At 72.6% G+C, this 18,696-nt stretch carries 14 protein-coding genes; 5 read left to right on the forward strand and 9 right to left on the reverse strand.

Features of this window, described 5'->3' with window-relative positions; all coding sequences use genetic code 11:
* Positions 1 to 37: 37 nt before the first annotated feature.
* Both BLW78_RS07195 and BLW78_RS07200 read left to right on the forward strand, forming a co-directional pair.
* Positions 38 to 562, forward strand: coding sequence for a DUF2937 family protein (locus BLW78_RS07195; RefSeq protein ID WP_091678012.1), 525 nt, complete (start codon positions 38 to 40; stop codon positions 560 to 562).
* Positions 563 to 668: 106 nt separating this feature from the next.
* Positions 669 to 1,907, forward strand: a complete 1,239-nt coding sequence (locus tag BLW78_RS07200) for a hypothetical protein (RefSeq protein ID WP_056521927.1) — start codon at positions 669 to 671, stop codon at positions 1,905 to 1,907.
* Positions 1,908 to 1,911: 4 nt separating this feature from the next.
* Here BLW78_RS07200 and BLW78_RS07205 read toward each other — a convergent pair whose 3' ends face one another.
* Together BLW78_RS07205 and BLW78_RS07210 are read right to left on the reverse strand one after the other, a co-directional pair.
* The gene (locus tag BLW78_RS07205) at positions 1,912 to 2,925 is read right to left on the reverse strand and encodes an alpha/beta hydrolase (protein ID WP_091678014.1); all 1,014 of its coding nucleotides are present in this window, start codon (positions 2,923 to 2,925) and stop codon (positions 1,912 to 1,914) included.
* 115 nt (positions 2,926 to 3,040) lie between these two features.
* Positions 3,041 to 4,423 carry an RsmB/NOP family class I SAM-dependent RNA methyltransferase gene (locus BLW78_RS07210; protein ID WP_244526819.1) on the reverse strand — a complete coding sequence of 461 codons (1,383 nt, stop codon included), beginning with the start codon at positions 4,421 to 4,423 and terminating at the stop codon, positions 3,041 to 3,043.
* Positions 4,424 to 4,578: 155 nt separating this feature from the next.
* Here BLW78_RS07210 and BLW78_RS31305 point away from each other — a divergent pair, with 155 nt between their 5' ends.
* Positions 4,579 to 4,752, forward strand: a complete 174-nt coding sequence (locus BLW78_RS31305; protein WP_165923052.1) for a hypothetical protein — start codon at positions 4,579 to 4,581, stop codon at positions 4,750 to 4,752.
* 21 nt (positions 4,753 to 4,773) lie between these two features.
* On the opposite strand, the gene panE is transcribed toward BLW78_RS31305, so the two are convergent.
* From panE to BLW78_RS07225, 3 genes are all read right to left on the reverse strand, one after another.
* Positions 4,774 to 5,718: a 2-dehydropantoate 2-reductase gene (gene panE, locus BLW78_RS07215; protein ID WP_091678017.1), complete on the reverse strand. Its 945-nt coding sequence runs from the start codon at positions 5,716 to 5,718 to the stop codon at positions 4,774 to 4,776.
* 7 nt (positions 5,719 to 5,725) lie between these two features.
* On the reverse strand, positions 5,726 to 7,219 hold the full coding sequence (gene guaB, locus BLW78_RS07220) for an IMP dehydrogenase (RefSeq protein ID WP_091678020.1): 1,494 nt from the start codon (positions 7,217 to 7,219) through the stop codon (positions 5,726 to 5,728).
* Positions 7,220 to 7,437: 218 nt separating this feature from the next.
* On the reverse strand, positions 7,438 to 8,328 hold the full coding sequence (locus tag BLW78_RS07225) for a DUF3313 domain-containing protein (protein ID WP_091678023.1): 891 nt from the start codon (positions 8,326 to 8,328) through the stop codon (positions 7,438 to 7,440).
* Between the two features lie 207 nt (positions 8,329 to 8,535).
* Between BLW78_RS07225 and BLW78_RS07230 the strand changes: the two genes are divergently transcribed.
* Positions 8,536 to 9,984 (forward strand): MFS transporter, encoded by a 1,449-nt coding sequence (locus BLW78_RS07230; RefSeq protein WP_091678293.1) that lies wholly within the window; start codon positions 8,536 to 8,538, stop codon positions 9,982 to 9,984.
* Here BLW78_RS07230 and BLW78_RS07235 read toward each other — a convergent pair whose 3' ends face one another.
* The 4 genes from BLW78_RS07235 to BLW78_RS07250 all read right to left on the reverse strand — a co-directional run bounded on the left by BLW78_RS07235 (position 9,985) and on the right by BLW78_RS07250 (position 13,690).
* Complete coding sequence (locus tag BLW78_RS07235) at positions 9,985 to 10,512, reverse strand: DoxX family protein (protein WP_091678025.1); 528 nt, start codon at positions 10,510 to 10,512, stop codon at positions 9,985 to 9,987.
* 86 nt (positions 10,513 to 10,598) lie between these two features.
* Positions 10,599 to 11,765, reverse strand: coding sequence for a multidrug effflux MFS transporter (locus tag BLW78_RS07240; protein WP_091678296.1), 1,167 nt, complete (start codon positions 11,763 to 11,765; stop codon positions 10,599 to 10,601).
* Positions 11,766 to 11,957: 192 nt separating this feature from the next.
* A complete protein-coding gene (locus tag BLW78_RS07245; RefSeq protein ID WP_091678028.1) occupies positions 11,958 to 13,244 on the reverse strand; it encodes an MFS transporter in 1,287 nt (428 codons plus the stop codon).
* Positions 13,245 to 13,273: 29 nt separating this feature from the next.
* On the reverse strand, positions 13,274 to 13,690 hold the full coding sequence (locus BLW78_RS07250; RefSeq protein WP_091678033.1) for a MarR family winged helix-turn-helix transcriptional regulator: 417 nt from the start codon (positions 13,688 to 13,690) through the stop codon (positions 13,274 to 13,276).
* Between the two features lie 159 nt (positions 13,691 to 13,849).
* Here BLW78_RS07250 and BLW78_RS07255 point away from each other — a divergent pair, with 159 nt between their 5' ends.
* Complete coding sequence (locus BLW78_RS07255) at positions 13,850 to 18,694, forward strand: NAD-glutamate dehydrogenase (RefSeq protein WP_091678036.1); 4,845 nt, start codon at positions 13,850 to 13,852, stop codon at positions 18,692 to 18,694.
* Positions 18,695 to 18,696 lie beyond the last annotated feature (2 nt).

Raw genomic sequence — 18,696 nt, forward strand, 5'->3', positions numbered from 1 at the left:
CTTTGTCGGGGGTCGATTCCCCCGTCGGAGGCCAGGCATGTTTCGCGTGTTCCGCACCTTCGGCCTCGCCCTCGGCCTGCTCGGAGGCGTGGTCGCCGCGCAGGCCCCGGAATTCGCGCAGCAATACGCGCAGCGCCTCGGGGGCGCCGCGGACGAGCTCCGTCGGCAGGTGGCAGTCCTCGAATCCGACGCGCAGGCGTCCGGGACGACGCGCGAGGGCGCCGTCGACCGGCTGCGCGCCAACCCGGACCAGCTCGTCGCCCGTCGCGGCGAGGCCGCGCGGGCCGACATCGCCCGTCTCGCCCGCCTCAGCGCCCAGCAGCAGGCCCTGAGTGCGGCGACGAGCCCACTCGGGCGCGTGGTGGCGATGCTCCGCGATCCCGACGTGCCGGTGGCCGAGGCCGCCTATCACGACTTCAGCCCGGCCGTGCCCACGAGCGCCGACGGCTTGGCCGCGGGTCTGATCGGGTTCTTCGTCGCGTGGGGCGGCTGGCGCGTCGCGTCGGATGTCGGCCGCCGGGCCGTGCGCCGGCGCCCGCGGGAGACCGCGACCGTCGCGTGAGCGCGGTTCGCGCGGGCCAGACTGTGGCGCAACGTCTACAGCAGCTTGCGCGAGCCTTGCGTATCGAGCAGGGATCCGGCCGTCCCGGTCCGGGAGAAGGCGCAAGATGCCGCGCGCGTCGAACTCCACCACCATCGATCCGGCGCTCGACGCCGCCGCGCTGCTGCGGCGTATCGGCTTCTTCGGCCTCTTCGTGGTTCTCCCCGTTCTCGCGCAGGTCGCCCGCCGCGCCTCGGTGATCCTCGCGCCGATCGCCGTGATCCTCCTGATCATCGCCAGCGTCATCGACCGGCGCCAGCGTCCGGTCCGCCCGGCGACCTACCGCCTCCTGACGGCTCCGGCCTTCCTGGCCGGCATGCTGGTCGTGCTGTGGTCGGCCCTGTCGCTGACCTGGACCCCCTTCCTCGGGCCGGCGCTGGAGCGGCTGGCCAATCTCGGCGCGACCATCGGACTCGCCCTCCTGGGTTACCTCGCCCTCCCCGACAGGATGCGCTCGGCGAACCTCTACCTCCTGCCGCTCGGCGTCGTGGCGGGCGCGATCGTGGCGATCATGCTCGGGCTGTTCGGCGCCCACATCGCGCCGCCCGGAGTCGAGGATGACGGGGCCCTCGATCGCGGCCTCGTCCTGCTCATCCTGCTGCTCTGGCCGGCCCTCGCGTGGCTGCGGTCCCGCCGCCGCGACCGGGAGGCGCTGGGCCTCGCGCTGCTCGTCGCCCTGGCGCTCACGGTCCAGCCTGACGGGACGCAGATCGCCGCCCTGTCGGTTGGCGCCGTCGCCTTCGCGGTGACGAGCTACCGGCCGCGGCTCGGGGTGACGCTCACCGCTCTCCTCTCGGCCGCCCTGCTGGCGGCGGCGCCGCTGCTGCCCTTCCTGGCGCGGCCGGTCGGAGCTGCGCTCCTGGGGCCGGTCGCCCCCGCGGTGCTGTCACTGAAGAGCTGGCAGAAGGTCGTCACCTCCGATCCGGTGCGGCTGATCACCGGGCACGGCTTCGAGACGGCCCTGCGCGGACGCCTGGTCGGCCTCCTGCCGGCCAACGCGCCGACCACGGCGCTCTTCGAGTTCTGGTACGAGCTCGGCATCGTCGGCGCGCTGGCCGCCGCCTTCGCCCTCTACGCCTCGATCCGGCGGGCCGGCCGGGACGGCCCGGCCCTCGTTCCCGGCGCGATGGGCTGCTTCGCCGCCGCCTTCACGGTGGCCTGCCTGAGCGTCGGGCTGACTGCCGTCTGGTGGCTCACGACGGTCGCCATCGCGATCGTGGTCTTCGTCGCGGTGGAGCGCGGCCAGTTCCGGACCAGCCGGCCGAAGGTCGCCAAGCTGCATCGCCTGCAGACGCGGGGCGAGTGAGCGGTCAGGCACGCAGGAAGCCGTGCAGGCGGATCCAGGCCAGGAACAGGCCCGGCCAGGCCGCCACGGGTGTCCCGGGCGCGCCGAGCCCGAAGCCGTGGCCGCCGCGCTCGAACAGGTGCAGCTCGGCCGGCACCCGCGCCTTGCGCAGCGCCGAGAACATCAGAAGCGGATGGTCGGCCACGGCGACGGGGTCGTCGATCGCCTGGACGAGGAAGGTCGGCGGCGTATCCGGCCCGACCTGCAGATCCACCGAGTAGGTCTTCATCTCGTCGGGGGTGACGTCGTCGCCGACGAGGATGCGGCGGGTCGCGGTCCGGTCGAACGGCTTGCGCATGGTGATGACGGGGTAGATCAGACCGGCCAGCGCGGGCCGGATCGGCTGGGCGTCGGCGGTGTCGACGCCCGCGTACAGGTCCCGGGCGCTCCCGACGGCGGTCTCGCCCATGAGGTGGCCGCCCGCCGAGAAGCCGAGGACGCCGACCCGCGCGGGATCGATGCCGAACTCGGCGCCGCGCGCCCGGACCAGCCGGAGGGCGCGCTGGGCATCCTGGCGCGGCGCGTCCGGCCCCGAGCCCCAGCCCTCCGCGGGCAGGCGGTAGACGAGGAGGAAGACCGTGATGCCGGCCGCGTTCAGGACGCGGCCGACCGGGACGCCCTCGTTGCCGAGGGCGATGAATTCGTAGCCGCCGCCCGCCGCGACGATCATCGCGGCGCCGTTCGGGTTGGCCGGACGCATGACCAGCAGACAGGGCCGCGCGACCCGGGTGACGTCGCCGAACGTCCCCTCGACGTAGCGGTAGCCGTCCGGGTTCGGCCCGTCGCCGCCGCCCGGCGGCGCGCCGGGCCACAGCTCGATCACCTGCAGATCCGCGCCGGGCAGCGAGCGCGGCAGAGCCCGGATCGACTCGTGCGGCGCGGGCTGCGGTGCCGTCTCCGCCGGCCCTTCCGCCCGGGCGTTGCGCAGCCCGAGGACGCTTCCGAGACCGGCGAGCAGGAGACGGCGGTCGAGGCGCAAAGGCATCTCCCGGGTGAGGCCGCGCGCGGGACCGCCCCCCGGCGAGCCCGGCTCCCGCGGGAGCGCGGGGGCAACGCCCAAGGACGCGAGGCGGGTTCCGTCGCGGCGGCGCGCCTCAGCTCTTTCGCGCGATGACGGCGACGTAGAAGCCGTCGGTCCCGGTCCGCAGCGGGCTCATCTGGATCCCGTGGGCCGTTTTCCGCACGGCTGACCGGAGCGAATCCGGCCCTGTTGCCAGCACCTCGTCCGCGGGGACGACGTCGAAGCGGCCGCGCCAGCCCGACAGGAGGCCGGAGACGGCCGCGTCGTTCTCCGCCGAGAGCAGCGAGCAGGTGATGTAGACGATCCGGCCGCCGGGCCTGACGAGTCGCGCCGCCCGATCGAGGACCTGCGCCTGCTCGGCGGTCCGCAGCGCGAGGCTCCCCGGCCGCAGGCGCCACTTGGCGTCCGGATTCCGACGCCACGTGCCGGACCCGGTGCAGGGCGCGTCGACCACGACCCGGTCGACTTTGCCGTCGAGGTCCTCGAGCACGTCGGCCCGCGCCTTGCCGCTGCGCGGAGTCCGCACCTCGGCCAGCGCGCCGGACCGGCGCAGGCGCTCGTGGATCGGCGCGAGCCGGCGCGGATCGCCGTCGGTGGCGATCAGGCGGGCGCCGTTGCCGGTCTCCGCCGCGAGGGCCAGGGTCTTGCCGCCGCCGCCCGCACAGAGGTCGACGATGGTCTCGCCGGCGCGCGGCGCGGCGAGGAGGGCGGCGAGCTGCGAGCCCTCGTCCTGGATCTCGTACCAGCCCTCCAGGAACTCGGCCTCGACGTGGAGCGCCGGACCGCGCCCGTCGGCGCCGATCGGGACGCGCAGGCCCGCCGGCGCGTGCGGTGTCGGCGCGGCGTCGTAGGCCGCGAGCGCCGGCAGGATCGCGTCGCGGTCGCCGCGCAGGGCGTTGACGCGGATATCGAGGGGCGCGCGCCGCGCCAGCGCCTTCAGCTCCGGGACGAGGTCGTCGCCGAGCGTAGCCGCGAGGTCCGGGAGCACGAAGGCCGGCGCGTCGCCCGCCACCTCCGGCGGCGCGTCCTGCAGCGTCCCGCCGTCGAGGCGCGCGCGCTCGTCGTCGCTGAGGGGAGCCGGCGCGAAGCGCTCGCCGGTGAACAGGGTCGCGACCGAACCCGCCGCGAGCCCCTGCTGGAGGCGCAGCGTGCCGATCAGGACGGCGCGCGGCGTGTCCGCGCCCATGATCCAGGCCGCCGACGCGCGCCGTCGCAGGGCGTCGTAGACGAGGCTGGCGATGCCCGCGCGGTCGCCCGAGCCGGCGAAGCGGTGGGCGAGACCCCAGTCCTTCAGGGCGTCGGCGGCCGGCCGACGCCGCTCGGCGATATCGGTGAGGACTTCGATGGCGGCGGAGCAGCGAGCGGCGGGGGTCAGGGTTCGGATCCTTCGGAATGCCTCAGCGACGCTATGAACGACGCCGTGAACTATGACGTGAAACGGCCACGCTTGGCCCACGATGCCGCCACGTTACGGCCGAGCTTCCTGCACCTTCGCGGCGCAGACCGTGCTGCGGTCGGTCCGCCCTGCGGGCCGCCGCGTGTCGTATGGCATCCGCCCGCCCCGGACCAGACCGGTCCGTCGCCGGGCGCATCCCGGGAGTACCCTAGCCCATGACGTCCACCGTTCGCGTCGCCCTCGCGGCCCTGGTCACCGCCTCGCTCGCCGCCTGCGCGAGCGCGCCCGCCGCCCAGCCGGAGCTGACGCCGGTGCCGCGTCCGCGGGTCGATGCCAAGACGCAGCTGGAATACGGCAACCCGCCCCCGCCGCCGCCCGGCCGCTACTGAGACATCCGCGCGGGGTGCGGCTCAGGCCGCCTCCCGCGCCCGCCGGGCCTCGTAGGCCTTGAGGCCGGTATAGACCGCGGTCAGGAGCGGGAACGGAACCTCCGGCGCCAGCCGCCTGCCGCGGGCGATCAGATCGCCGATCACGTGGTCCGCCTCGATGCGACCCCGGTTCTCGATGTCGCGCAGCATCGAGGCCGTGAAGGTGGACCCGGCCGCCGTCAGCTGCGCCCGCGCCCGCTCCGCCACCACGGCCCGCGGCTCGAAGCCGCTGGCCGCGGCAACGGTCGTGCACTCCGCGTGCAGCGCCGCGATCAGCGCGGCGCCCTCGGGTGCCGCCACGATGTCGCCGACCGCGGCGCGCATCAGCGTGGTCGCCCCGGCGAGCGTCGCCAGGAACACCCACTTCTCCCACATCTCCTGCAGGATCACGTCGCTCAGGCGCGGCTGGAACTTGAGGCCGCGCATCAGCGCGTCGACCGCCTCGATCCGCGCCGAGCGCGACCCGTCCCGCTCGCCGTAGGTGATGCTGCACAGCTCGCTCATGTGGCGGATCGCGCCGTCCGGCGCGAGCGTCGCGGCGATCGCGCACGAACCGCCGAGAACGCGGTCCGTACCGAACCGGGCGTCGAGCACGTCGAGATGCGACATGCCGTTGAGCACGGGCAGGATCGCGGTGTCGGGGCCCACGGCCGGCGCGAGGTCAGCGACGGCGCTGTCGAGGTCATAGGCCTTGCACGACAGCAGGATCAGGTCGAACCGCCCGGCCCCGGCCAGCCTATCGGCCGTGACGGTGGGCGGAGCGGGCAGGTGCAGGTCGCCGAGCGGCGAGCGGACGTTCAGGCCGTCCGCCGCCAGCTTCGCCGCCCGGGCCGGCCGGACCAGGAAGGTGACGTCGGCGCCCGCCTCGGCGAGGCGCGCCCCGTAATAGCCGCCGGTCGCGCCGGCCCCGACGATCAGCGTGCGCATCGGTCCCTCAGGTCCGCGACGGGTAGTTCGGGCTCTCGCGGGTGATCGTCACGTCGTGGACGTGGCTCTCGCGCAGGCCGGCATTGGTGATGCGGATGAACTGCGCCCGCTCCTGGAACTCGGGGATCGTGGCGCCGCCGACGTAGCCCATGGCGGCGCGCAAGCCGCCGGCGAGCTGGTGCAGGACATTGCCGACCGGGCCCTTGTAAGGGACCTGCCCCTCGATGCCCTCCGGCACGAGCTTGTGGGTGTCGTTCACCTCGGCCTGGAAGTAGCGGTCGGCCGAGCCGCGGGCCATGGCGCCCACTGAGCCCATGCCGCGGTACGACTTGTAGGAGCGGCCCTGGTAGAGGAACACCTCGCCGGGCGCCTCGTCGGTGCCGGCGAGCAGCGAGCCGAGCATCGCCACGGAGGCGCCGGCCGCGATCGCCTTGGCGAGGTCGCCCGAATACTTGATGCCGCCGTCGGCGATGACCGGGACGTCGGCCTCGCCGGCCGCCTCGACCGCCTCCATCAGCGCGGTGAGCTGCGGCACGCCCACGCCCGCCACGATGCGGGTCGTGCAGATCGAGCCCGGGCCGATGCCGACCTTGATGGCGTCGGCGCCGGCATCGATCAGCGCCTTGGCGCCGTCCCGCGTCGCGACGTTGCCGGCGATGACCTGAACGGCGTTCGAGAGCTGCTTCACGCGGGCGACGGCATCGAGCACCTTGATCGAGTGGCCGTGGGCGGTGTCGACCACAATCACGTCGCAGCCGGCGTCGATCAGGCGCTCGGCCCGCTCGAAGCCGCTGTCGCCCGTCGTCGTGGCGGCGGCGACGCGCAGCCGACCCTGCTCGTCCTTGACGGCGTTCGGGTAGGCGACGCGCTTCTCGATGTCCTTGACGGTGATCAGGCCGATGCAGCGGTAATGGTCGTCGACGACCAGCAGCTTCTCGATCCGGAACTGGTGAAGCAGCCGCTTGGCCTCGTCCTGGGTCACGCCCTCGCGGACCGTGATCAGGCGGTCGCGGGTCATCAGCTCGGCGACCGGCTGGTTGGAGTTCGTCGCGAAGCGGACGTCGCGGTTGGTCAGGATGCCGACGAGCTTGCCCCGCGAGCCGTTGGGGCCGCGCTCGACCACCGGGATGCCGGAGATCCGGTTGAGCTTCATCACCTCGAAGGCGTCGGCGAGCGTCTCGTCGGGGTGGATGGTGATGGGGTTCATAACCATGCCGGACTCGTACTTCTTGACGAGGCGGACCTGCTCGGCCTGCTCCGGCGGCTCGAGGTTGCGGTGGATGACGCCCATGCCGCCGTTGGCCGCCATGGCGATCGCCATCGGCGCCTCGGTGACCGTGTCCATCGCCGAGGCGAGGATCGGCAGGTTCAGCGGAATCGTGCGGGTCAGCCGCGAGGCGACGTTGACTTCGGTCGGCATCACCGAGGAGGCGGCGGGCCGCAGGAGCACGTCGTCGAAGGTGAGTCCCTCGATGATCGATGCGGTTTCTACTCGGGCCATGTGCCAACTTTCCTCGGACGGCAGCGCGCATGGAGGCCGCGCTGCGGGATCGGGTTGGCAAGTGCCAGTATCACGGGCTCCGCGAAGGCGCCAATGCGCGGTTGATGCGTCGCAGCGCGAAAACGTGCATGGCTCGAGGCTTATCCACGCCCGCTCGACGGGCGCGGCAGTGCCGTGAACGGACGTCCGCGGTCAGACGCGGAGTTGGCGCATGCGCCTCAGCGCATCGCCGGGCTGGCCGGGCCCTTGTCGGTGTACTCGGGCGGCAGGCCGATATAGTCGCCGAGCATGCCGTCGATGCCCGGCGCGCGGCCGAAGGCCTCGCAGTCCGGGTCGAGGGGCGCCTCGCCCAGGGTGGTGATGCGAATCCGGTCCCAAGTCGGGATCGTGTTGGGGGCCGTGAACGGGTCGTCGCCGGTCGCCAGCATGTAGCCGAAATCCTGGCCGAACTCCCCGGCGAGGTCGTAGGCGTCGCTGGCGCGGGAGAAGCGCGGCTGGCTGGTGAACGAGTTGGCCGCTCCGCCCCAGACCATGGCGGCCCGCTGCTCGCGGCGCCGGTCCAGAGCCTCGGCCTCGACCGTCAGGCTCCCGAGCCCGATCGGCACGCGCGGGATCGGCACGCGCCCGACACCCTCGGCGAAGCTCAGGCCGAGCTGCGAGGCGACCGTCACGCCCGCCGAGCCCGCGATGGTCGCGCCGGCACCGAGAAGGTCCGTCGGATCGACGCGGGTGACCTGCGCCCGCACGGTCAGGTCGGCGTCGCGGCTGGTAACGATGTCGTACTTCAGCGACAGGTCGTAGCACAGCGCCCGGTCGGCGGCGTTGGCGATGAGCCGCCGCTCGGCGGCCGTCAGCGGGGCGGCGCCGGACACGTCGGCGTGGAACGCCGTCGGGATGATGCGGACGGTGCGGGCCTTCGCCAGGGCCGGCCGGTCGACGTAGATCCGCGAGGCCGAGGCGACCTGATCGCTGGACTTGAGCCGGTCGTAGCGCGTCAGCGAGCCGCGATCGTTGAGCAGGACAGTGCCGCAGGCGGCGACCATCGAGAGAAGGGCGACGCCGGCGGCGATCCGCGCCACGGAGCGGACCTTGCTGGGGCTGGACTGCATCGAAATCCTCGCGCGCCGGCCCCGGGCCGGCTGGAGCGGCCTCACGGACGCGTGATGGAAACTTAGCCATTGGCGCACCCGCAAAAAAGGTGGCCCCGCGCTGCGGCTCAACCTCTGTTGCACGGGGGATACATTCGCGAAACACGAGGGTGCGAGGTGGCCGCGCTGCCGTACAACCGCGGCGGCGCCACATGCGTCTGCTGTATGATGCCCGCGACCATCCAAAGACCGCTCTGGATCGTCCCCCTGACGGTCGCCACCGCGCTGTTCATGGAGAACACCGATTCCACGGTGATCGCAACGGCGCTCCCGAGCATCGCCGCGAGCCTCCACGAGGACCCGATCGCCCTCAAGCTGGCGCTGACCTCCTACCTGGTCAGCCTCGCGATCTTCATCCCGGTGAGCGGCTGGATGGCCGACCGGTACGGGTCGCGGACGGTGTTCCGCGCGGCCCTCGTGGTGTTCATGGCCGGCTCGCTCGCCTGTGCGGCCGCGAACGGCCTCGCGTGGTTCGTCGCCGCGCGTTTCCTCCAGGGCATGGGGGGCGCCATGATGGTGCCGGTCGGGCGCCTCGTGGTGCTGCGCAGCGTGCCGAAATCGCAGCTCGTGACGGCGCTCGCCTACCTGACCTTCCCGGCGCTGGTCGGCCCGGTGCTCGGTCCGCCGGTCGGCGGCCTGATCACCACGTGGTTCGACTGGCGCTGGATCTTCTTCATCAACCTGCCGATCGGCTGCGCCGGGATCGTGCTGGCGAGCCTGTACTTCGAGGACGTGCGCGAGCCGGAGCGACCGCCCCTCGACTTGCTCGGCTTCGCGCTGCTCGGGACCGGCCTCGCCGCCCTGATGCTCGGCCTCGCCTCCCTCGGCCGCCACCTGCTGCCGGCGGAAGTGTCGTGGGGCTGCCTCGCCGCGGGCGCGGTGCTCCTGCCGCTCTACTGGGCACATGCCCGGCGGGTGCCCTACCCGATCGTCCGCCTCGACCTGATGCGGCGGCCGACCTTCCGGGTCGCGGTGCTCGGCGGCAGCCTGTTCCGGATCGGCACCGGGGCGATCCCGTTCCTGCTGCCGCTGATGCTGCAGGTCGGCTTCGGGCTCGACGCCCTGCAGTCGGGCCTGATCACCTTCGCGGCGGCGGCCGGGGCGATGTTCGTGAAGACCCTGGGGCCGCGGATCCTGCGCCGCACCGGCTTCCGCGCCCTGATGGTCTGGAACGCGCTGCTGGCCTCGGCCTTCCTGGCGGTCAACGGGTTCTACACCGCGCAGACGCCCCACTGGATCATGGTGATCCTGCTGTTCGTCGGCGGCTGCTCGCGCTCGATCCAGTTCACCTGCGTCAACGCCATCGCGTACGCCGACCTCGAATCGAAGGAGATGAGCGCGGCCACGAGCTTCGCCAGCGTCTGCCAGCAGCTGTCGCTCAGCCTCGGCGTCACGCTGGGCGCGCTGGCGCTCGAGGGGAATGCCGGGTTCCACGGCCGAACGGAGATCCAGGCCTCGGATTTCGGGCCGGCCTTCTTCGCCGTCGCCGTGATCTCGGCGGCCTCGGCACTGGCCTTCCGCAACCTGTCGCCGGATGCCGGCGCGGAGATCTCCGGGCGGAAGGTGGCTGCCGCGCCGCCCGCCCCGACGACCGAGATGAGGCCGCGGCACGGCTGATCAGGCCGCGGCGCGGGCCGGCGGCCGGCCGGCAGCGCGTTTGCCGGCGTTCCGCGGCGCGCTGCCCTTGCCGGAAGCCTTCGCGGAGGCGGGCTTCGCGCTGGGCGCCGCCGCGCGAGTTCCGGCGCGCCAGCCCTGCCAGCTGAGCGCGCCCGGACCGCTCAGGGCGTACATGAGGAACCCGCCGGCGAGGCCGAGATCGGCCAGCATCAGCGTGCGCTCGGCGACCGCGGCGGGTCCCACATAGTACCAGAACGGGTGGAGCACGAAGGCCGTCACGGCGGCGAAGAGCGCGAGCGCCAGCCCGGTGAGCCCCGGCAGGACGCCGAGGATCAGGGCGAGCGGTCCGAACACCTGCACCACCACGGCGGCGGTGGCGACGCCGTTGGGAAACGGCATCCCGGCCCCCGCGAGCGTCAGCGCGAACCCCGACACGTTGAGCGCCCGGGCGATCCCGGTCGGCAGGAGCGCGGCGGCCAGCAGCAGGCGCGCGACGAGGAGGGTTGCGTCCTGGGCGCGGGCGAGCATCGGCGTGTCCGGTCGGGTGGATCAGGACAGCAGTGTTGCAACTTTCCGCTGAAGACCCCGTTAAGGACGCCGCCTCAACCGACGCCTCAACCGCCGACGCCGCCGCGGAACAGGCGGCCACGCTCGGTCCAGGCGACGACGAGGAGCGACAGGGCGCCGAGACTCGCGTAGCCGATCGCCACGGGGAGCACCGTGCCGTCGAAGGACTGGCCGATCAGGAAGCCGCAGAACGCGCCCAGGATCGTGGTGTAGAAGCCCAGGAACGACGAGGCCGTGCCGGCGATGGCGCCGAGGGGCTCCAGCGCGAGGGCGTTGAAGTTCGGCATCGCGAAGCTGATCAGGAACTGGTTCACCGCGAGGACCGACAGGAACAGGGCCAGCGGCGGGTGGCCGTGATAGGCCAGCGCGACGCCGACCTGCGCGAGGCCGACGAGCGTGAAGGCGATGACGCCGCTGTGCGACATCGCCCGCATCCCGAGCCGCCGGACCACGCGGGCGTTGATCAGCGTCGCCGCCCCCATGGCGCCCGCCACGAGCCCGAAGGCCAGCGGGAAGAGCGGGCCGAGGTGGTACAGGCCGGTATCGAAGACCTGCTGCGCCGAGCCGACGTAGCCCATGATGCAGCCGGTCATCAGCCCGAGCGCGGTGGCGTAGCCGACGGCGACGCGGGTCTTCAGCGTCAGGCGGATCGCCTCCCAGGTCGCGGCCGGCGAGAGCGGCCGGCGATATTCCGGGTGCAGCGTCTCGGGCATCCGCAGGGAGAACCAGATCGTCAGCCAGAAGGCGAGGACCAGCATCGAGACGAAGACGTAGACCCAGGAGCCCAGCGCCAGCATCATGCCGCCGATCGCCGGCGCGATCATCGGGACAATCAGGAACACCATCATGGTGAGCGACATGACGCTCGCCATCTCGCGGCCGGCGAACCGGTCGCGCACGATCGCCACCGACAGCACCCGCCCACCGGCGGCGCCGATGCCCTGGATGATCCGGGCGGCGAGCAGCCAGCCGAAGCTCGGCGCCACCATGGCGAGGAAGCAGCCGATCACGTAGACGGCGAGGCTTGCCAGCAGCACCGGCCGTCGCCCGAGGGCGTCGGAGACCGGCCCGTAGACGATCTGCGCGAAGCCGAAGCCGATCATGTAGACGTAGACGAGGAGCTGCAGCCGGTTGGGATCGGCCACCGCGAACCGCGCCTCGATGGCCGGGAAGGCGGGCAGCAGGTTGTCGATGGAGATCGCCGTCACCGCCATCATCAGGGCGATGATGGCGACGAACTCGGCGAAGCCCGGCCCGGACCAGGGCCGCGGGGCGCGGACGTCCTGGACCGGCGGCACGGGCCGAATCGCGATGGTCACGGCGGGCTCTCGGGGTGCGCGGGAACGGGCCGATCAGGGCTCGTCCTTCACGGCACAGTTGTGACAACCCTGCCCGCGCCGCGCAGTTCAGGCCGGCAGCGGGCGCAGGGCCGGCGCGTCGGGCTTGCGGCCCACGAAGGCGGCCATCAGGGCGGCGACGAGGCAGAGCAGGCCGGCCGCCACGAAGGCGCCGAGATAGGTGCCGCTCTCGGTTCGGACCATGCCGGCGAGCCACGCCGCCGACGCCGCGCCGATCTGGTGCGCGGCCGCGATCCACCCGAACATCAGCGCGGCGTTCTCCTCCCCGAACGATTTGCCTGCGAGCTGGACGGTGGGCGGCACCGTGGCGATCCAGTCGAGCCCGTAGAAGACCGCGAACAGCGACAGGCCGTAGAAGCTGTAGTCGAAGGAATAGGGCAGGAAGATCAGCGAGAGTCCGCGCAGCCCGTAGTACCAGGCCAGGAGCTTGCGCGAGTCGAACCGGTCTGTGAGCCAACCCGACGCCGTAGTGCCGACCAAGTCGCAGATCCCCATCAGCGCCAGCAGGCCGGCGGCCGTGACCTCGGCGATGCCGTGATCGATGCAGGCCGGGATCAGGTGGGTGCCGATCAGGCCGTTGGTCGAGGCGCCGCAGATGAAGAACGTGCCGGCGAGCAGCCAGAAATCCCGGGAGCGCAGGCCGATGCGCAGGCCGCGGAGCGCCCGCACGGCCGGGTTCTCGGTCAGCACCGGCGTCGGCGTCACCGCGTCCTCGCCGTAGCGGGGCAGGCCGAGATCCGCCGGCCGGTCGCGCAGGAACAGGGCCGCCAGCGGGATCAGCGCCAGGGTCGCGGCGGCGACCACCAGAGAGACGGAGCGCCAGCCCTGCCCCACCGCGATCGAGGCCAGCATCGGCAGGAAGACCAGCTGACCCGTGGCGCTGCTCGCGGTCAGCAGGCCGAGCACGAGACCCCGGCGCCTGGCGAACCAGCGCCCGGCCACGGTGGCGCCGAGCACGTTGGCCACCATGCCGGACCCGGATCCCACGACGAGGCCCCAGAGCAGGACCATCTGCCAGGGCGCGGTCATCAGGCTCGTGGCGGCGGTGCCGATTGCCAGGATCAGGAGCGCACCGCAGACCGAGCGCCGCAGGCCGAACCGCTCGATGATCGCCACCGCGAAGGGGCCGATCATCCCGTACAGGAAGATGTTGAGCGCGATGCCGACGCTGATCGTGGCCGCGGTCCAGCCGAATTCCCGTTCCCAGGGGACGATCAGCACGCTCGGGGTGGCCCGGACCCCGGCCCCGACGAGCAGGACCAGGAAGGTCACCGCGACGACGATCCAGGCGTAGTGCAGGCGCGACCCGGGGCGCGTCTCTGTCAGGGCGGTCATGGACGGGCTCCGGAAGCGGGGCGGATCGGTCAGGCGGCGGAGATCAGGGACTCCGCCAGGGCGGAGACGGTCGCGGGATCGACCCGGGCGTTGATACGGCTCTGCGCCTCGCGCCAGTAGGGCGTCGCGGCCGCGAGGGCCTCGCGGCCCGACGCGGTCAGGGACACGCGGCGCTCGCGCGGATCCGACGCGCCGGGCGTGACCGAGACGAAGCCGCGGCGCTTGAGCGGGTCGAGGTTGCGGCCCATCGTGGTGCGCTCCAGCGCTGCCTCGGCGGCGAGGCGGGAGACCGGGACCGGTCCGAGCCGGTCCAGCAGCCGCAGGATCGCGAACTGGGTCACGCGGAGCCCGGTCGGCTTCAAGGCGGCGTCGTAGATCGCCGTCAGCGCCCGCGTGGCGCGACGCAGGGCGGAGCAGGTGCACGGCTCGGGTGACGGGGCGCTCAAGGTATGGGTGTATATGCACGCATCGGGCGTTCGGCAAGGCGAAGCTGACGGTTCGCAGCGATCGACACCCGTTGGCCCGGAAACGGGCGGGCGCTGTCATCGACACGGCCGGTCACGCTGCTATCGCTTGGGCGAGTGACCCGGTTCGGGAGAAGCGCGATGACACTCGAGACCGCGACGGCGTTGTCCTCCTCGGAGCAGAAGACGGCCCGCACCGGGCTGATAGAGGCGGCCGCCGACATCGTCACCGAGCAGGGCGGACCCGGCGGCTTCGTCCGCGACCTGTTCGGCCGCGTGACGCCGGAGGATCTCGCTCCCTACGATCCCTCTGTCCTGGCGGATCTCGCCGCCCGCGCCCGCGCCTTCCTGTCCGAGCCGCGGAGGCCGGGCGACCCGGCGCGGCTGCGCCTGAGCGACAGCCAGCTGGTGCGCGACGGCCGTGCGCGCGAGACGACGGTCCTGGAGGTGATCAACGACAACCGTCCGTTCCTGCTGGACTCGACCCTGGCCGAACTGACCGAGCAGGGCCTCGCCCCGCAGCTCGTGGCGCACCCGATCCTCGGGGTGGAGCGGGACGGTGCCGGCGGGCTCATCCGGGTGGTCGGGGAGACGACCGCGGACGCGCAGGGCAGTCTCGCGCGCGAGAGCTTCATCCACATCCACCTCGACCCCGTGGCGGCCGAGACCGGCGAGCGGCTCCTGAACGCCCTCGCGACGGTCTACCGGGATGTCGCCCTGGCGAGCGACGACCACGACGCCATGCTGGCGCGCCTCACCGACCTCGCCGCCGATCTCGGGCGCGGGCCAACCCCGATGCCGGAACCGGAGACCGAGGAGGCGCGCGCCTTTCTCGAATGGCTGACCGACGGCCAGTTCCTCATCCTCGGCATGCAGGAGCACGGCATCGCCGGCGACGCCCACCCGCTGGTCGAGGGGTCGAGCCTCGGCGTGCTCCGCGATCCCGGCGCGACGCCCCTGCGCCGCGGCCGGACGCCGGTGGACTACACGCCGGAGATCCTCGCCTTCCTGGAAGAGCCGCAGCCGCTGATCATCACCAAGGCCAGCGTGAAGTCCCGGGTCCACCGCTCAGCCTACCTGGACTATGTCGGCGTCAAGCTGTTCTCCGGTCTCGGCAAGCTGTCGGGCGAGGTGCGGATCGTCGGCCTGTTCACCGCCTCCGCCTACACGAGCCCGGCCCGCGACATTCCGGTTCTGCGCCGGAAGGTGGAGGCCGTCGTCCAGCGCGCCGGCCTCGACCCGACGAGCCATGCCGGCCGCAGCCTCCTCGCCGTGCTGGAGAGCTACCCGCGGGACGAACTCTTCCAGATCGACGGCGAGCGGCTCTACCGGTTCACCCTGGCCATCGCCGCCCTGGCCGACCGCCCGCGGGTCCGCGTGCTGTCCCGGCCCGACCGGTTCGGCCGCTTCGTGTCGCTGCTCGTCTACGTCCCGAAGGACCGCTACGATTCCGCGATCCGGGGACGGATCGGCAGCTACCTGGCCGAGACCTACGGCGGGCGGCTCAGCGCGTCCTACCCCGACTACCCGGAAGGCTCGCTCGCCCGGATCCACTACATCATCGGTCTGCCCGATCAGGGCAGCCCCGAGCACGATCCCGCCTCCCTGGAGGCCGGGATCGTCGCCCTGGTCCGGACCTGGGGCGACGCGCTGCGGGCGGCGCTGGCCGAATCCCAGGGGGGCGACCGCGCGCGGCAACTCGCCGCCCGCTACGGCGACGCGTTCTCGGCCGCCTATCGGGACAATTTTCAGCCTGAGGTCGCCGTCGCCGACGTGACGATCCTCGACAGCCTCGGCGAGACGCAGCCGCGGGCCGTCCATCTCGATCGGCGGCCCAGCGACCCCGCCGCACAGGTCCGCCTGAAGGCGTTCTCGCGCGGCACGGCGATCGCGCTGTCCGACCGGGTCCCGGCGCTCGAGAATCTCGGCTTCCGCGTCATCAACGAGCGCACGTACCAGATCGCGCCGTCCGAGACGGACGAGGCCGCGCGGGTCTGGCTGCACGACATGCTGATCGAGCGCGCCACCGGCGCCCCGATCGACCTCGCGGCGCTGGAACGCCCGCTGGAGGCCGCGATGCTCGCCATCGCGGACGGCATCGCCGAGTCCGACGGGTACAACCGGCTCGTCTTGGAGGCGGCCCTGCCCTGGCGTGAGGCGGCCCTGCTCCGGGCCCTCGGCCGCTACCTGCGCCAGCTGCGCATCCGCTACGGGCAGGACTACCTTGCGGGCACGCTGAGCCGCCACGCCGGGATCGCGCGCGCCGTCGTTGCCCTGTTCCGCGCCCGGTTCGACCCGGCCCTCGCCGGCGATCGGGCCGCCCGGGAGGCCGAGGTGCGCGCCGAGATCGAGACGGCGCTCGCCGAGGTCACGAGCCTCGACGACGACCGGATCCTCCGCCGGTTCGTCAACCTCGTCGAGGCGGCGGTGCGGACGAACTTCTATCAGACAGGCGCCGACGGGCAGCCGCGAGAGACGATCAGCTTCAAGTTCGCCTGCGCCAAGGTGACGGCGATGCCGCTGCCGCGGCCGTTCTTCGAGATCTTCGTCTACTCGCCCCGCGTCGAAGGCGTGCACCTCCGCTTCGGCTACGTGGCCCGCGGCGGCCTGCGCTGGTCCGACCGGCCGGAGGATTTCCGCACCGAGATCCTCGGCCTCGTGAAGGCCCAGCAGGTGAAGAACGCCGTGATCGTGCCGGTGGGCGCCAAGGGCGGCTTCTTCCCGAAGCGGCTGCCGCCGGCCTACGACCGCGCCGCCTGGATGCAAGAGGGGACCGAGAGCTACCGGATCTTCATCCGCACGCTGCTCGAACTGACCGACAACATCGTCGACAACGCCATCGTGCCGCCGCCCGACACGGTGCGGCACGATTCCGACGACGCCTACTTGGTGGTCGCCGCCGACAAGGGCACCGCCACCTTCTCGGACATCGCCAACGCCCTCTCGCTGGAGAAGGGCCACTGGCTCGGCGACGCCTTCGCGTCCGGCGGCAGTCAGGGCTACGATCACAAGGGCATGGGCATCACCGCCCGCGGCGCCTGGGAGGCGGTGCGCCGGCATTTCCGCGAGATCGACGTGGACGTGCAGACCGACCCGATCACCACGGTCGGCGTCGGCGACATGTCGGGCGACGTGTTCGGCAACGGCATGCTCCTCTCCGAGAGCATCCGCCTGATCGCGGCCTTCGACCACCGTGACATCTTCCTCGACCCGAACCCGGACGCCGCGGCGAGCTTCGCCGAGCGGCGGCGCCTGTTCGATCTGGGGCGGTCCTCCTGGGCGGATTACGACAAGAGCCAGATCTCGGAGGGCGGCGGCGTGTTCCCGCGCAGCCTTAAGACCGTGCCGCTCTCGGAGGCGATCCGGTCGGCGCTGGGCTTCGACCGGTCCGAGGCGACGCCCACCGAGCTGATGCAGGCGATCCTGAAGGCGCCGGCCGACCTGCTCTGGTTCGGCGGCATCGGCACCTATGTCCGGGCCACCACCGAGACCGACGAAGATGCCGGCGACCGCGCGAACGACGCCCTGCGCATCACCGGGCCGGAGCTGCGCGCGAAGGTCGTCGGCGAGGGCGCCAATCTCGGCCTGACGCAGCGCGGGCGCATCGAGGCGGCGCGCGCGGGCGTCCGCCTCAACACCGACGCGATCGACAACTCGGCCGGCGTGAACACGTCGGACGTCGAGGTGAACATCAAGATCGCGCTGATGACGCCGGAGCGGGACGGCAGGCTCAGCTACGAGGCGCGCAACACCCTGCTCGCCGACATGACCGACGAGGTCGGGCGCCTCGTGCTGCGCAACAACGAGTTGCAGACGCTCGCCCTGTCCCTCGCCCAGCGCGGGGGGCTGGGGGAGACCGGCTTCGCCATGCGGACGATGCAGGCACTGGAGGCGGAGGGCCGGCTCGACCGGGCGGTGGAGTTCCTGCCGGACGACGGCACGCTCGCCGAGCGCATGCGGCGGAACGAGGGGCTGACCCGCCCGGAATACGCCGTGCTGCTCGCCTACGCGAAGCTGTCGCTGCACGACGCGATCATTGAGAGCGCCGTGCCGAACGACCCGTACTTCGACCGGGAGCTGCAGCGCTACTTCCCGAAGGCACTGCGCGAACGCTTCCCCGATGCCGTCAAGGGACACCGCCTGCGCCGCGAGATCATCGCCACGGCGCTCGCCAACATCATCGTCAATCGCGGCGGCCCGTCGCTGGTGACGCGCCTCGTCGACGGCACCGGCGCGGACGCCGCGACCATCGCCAAGGCCTACGCGGTGACCCGCGACGCCTTCGGCCTGATGGAGCTGAACCTTGCCATCGACGGCCTCGGCGGTCGGATTCCCGGCCAGGGCCAGCTCGACCTCTACGCGGAGGTGCAGGATCTGCTGACGAACCGGATCGTGTGGTTCATCCGCAACCTCGACCTGGGCGGCGGCCTCGCCCCGGTGGTCGCCCGCTACCGGGACGGCATCGCCGCCGTGGAGGCCGCCCTCCCCAACGTGCTCGGCGACGAGGCGCTGGCGACGATCGGCGCCCGCGCGGCGGAGCTGACCGGGCACGGCATGGCCCCGGCCCAGGCGCGGCGCCTTGCCTCGCTCAGCGCGCTGATCTCCGCCCCCGACATCGTCCGGGTCGCCGAGGCCAGTGGGCGCCCAGTCGAGGAGGTCGCGGCCACGCATTTCGCCCTGGAGCACGCCTTCCGGCTGGACGACCTCGCCGCCGCGGCGCGGACCGTCCCGGTGGCCGACACGTTCGACCGCGTGGCCCTGGAGCGCGCGGGCGCCGGCATTGCTGCCGCGCACCGCAAGCTGACGGCCGAGGTCGTGGCGGATCTCGGCGCCGGGCCGGACGCGGTGGAGGCCTGGATCCGGGCGCGCGGCACCTCGCTCGCCCGGATCCGCGAGGCCGTGGACGCGATCAGCGCCTCCGGCCTCACGGTCTCCAAGGCGACGGTGGCGGCGAGCCTGCTCGGCGACCTCGTCCGGGCCGACTGATC

Source organism: Methylobacterium sp. 275MFSha3.1 (assembly GCF_900108435.1).
In the GTDB taxonomy this organism is placed as follows: Bacteria; Pseudomonadota; Alphaproteobacteria; order Rhizobiales; family Beijerinckiaceae; genus Methylobacterium.

Excerpts from the sequence above, each read along its gene's own strand:
- BLW78_RS07195 (WP_091678012.1), top strand. The coding sequence starts at position 38 with ATGTTTCGCGTGTTCCGCACCTTCGGCCTCGCCCTCGGCCTGCTCGGA.
- BLW78_RS07200 (WP_056521927.1), top strand. The coding sequence starts at position 669 with ATGCCGCGCGCGTCGAACTCCACCACCATCGATCCGGCGCTCGACGCC.
- BLW78_RS31305 (WP_165923052.1), top strand. The coding sequence starts at position 4,579 with ATGACGTCCACCGTTCGCGTCGCCCTCGCGGCCCTGGTCACCGCCTCG.
- panE (WP_091678017.1), bottom strand. The coding sequence starts at position 5,718 with ATGCGCACGCTGATCGTCGGGGCCGGCGCGACCGGCGGCTATTACGGG.
- guaB (WP_091678020.1), bottom strand. The coding sequence starts at position 7,219 with ATGGCCCGAGTAGAAACCGCATCGATCATCGAGGGACTCACCTTCGAC.
- BLW78_RS07225 (WP_091678023.1), bottom strand. The coding sequence starts at position 8,328 with ATGCAGTCCAGCCCCAGCAAGGTCCGCTCCGTGGCGCGGATCGCCGCC.
- BLW78_RS07230 (WP_091678293.1), top strand. The coding sequence starts at position 8,536 with ATGCCCGCGACCATCCAAAGACCGCTCTGGATCGTCCCCCTGACGGTC.
- BLW78_RS07235 (WP_091678025.1), bottom strand. The coding sequence starts at position 10,512 with ATGCTCGCCCGCGCCCAGGACGCAACCCTCCTCGTCGCGCGCCTGCTG.
- BLW78_RS07240 (WP_091678296.1), bottom strand. The coding sequence starts at position 11,765 with ATGGCGGTGACGGCGATCTCCATCGACAACCTGCTGCCCGCCTTCCCG.
- BLW78_RS07245 (WP_091678028.1), bottom strand. The coding sequence starts at position 13,244 with ATGACCGCCCTGACAGAGACGCGCCCCGGGTCGCGCCTGCACTACGCC.
- BLW78_RS07255 (WP_091678036.1), top strand. The coding sequence starts at position 13,850 with ATGACACTCGAGACCGCGACGGCGTTGTCCTCCTCGGAGCAGAAGACG.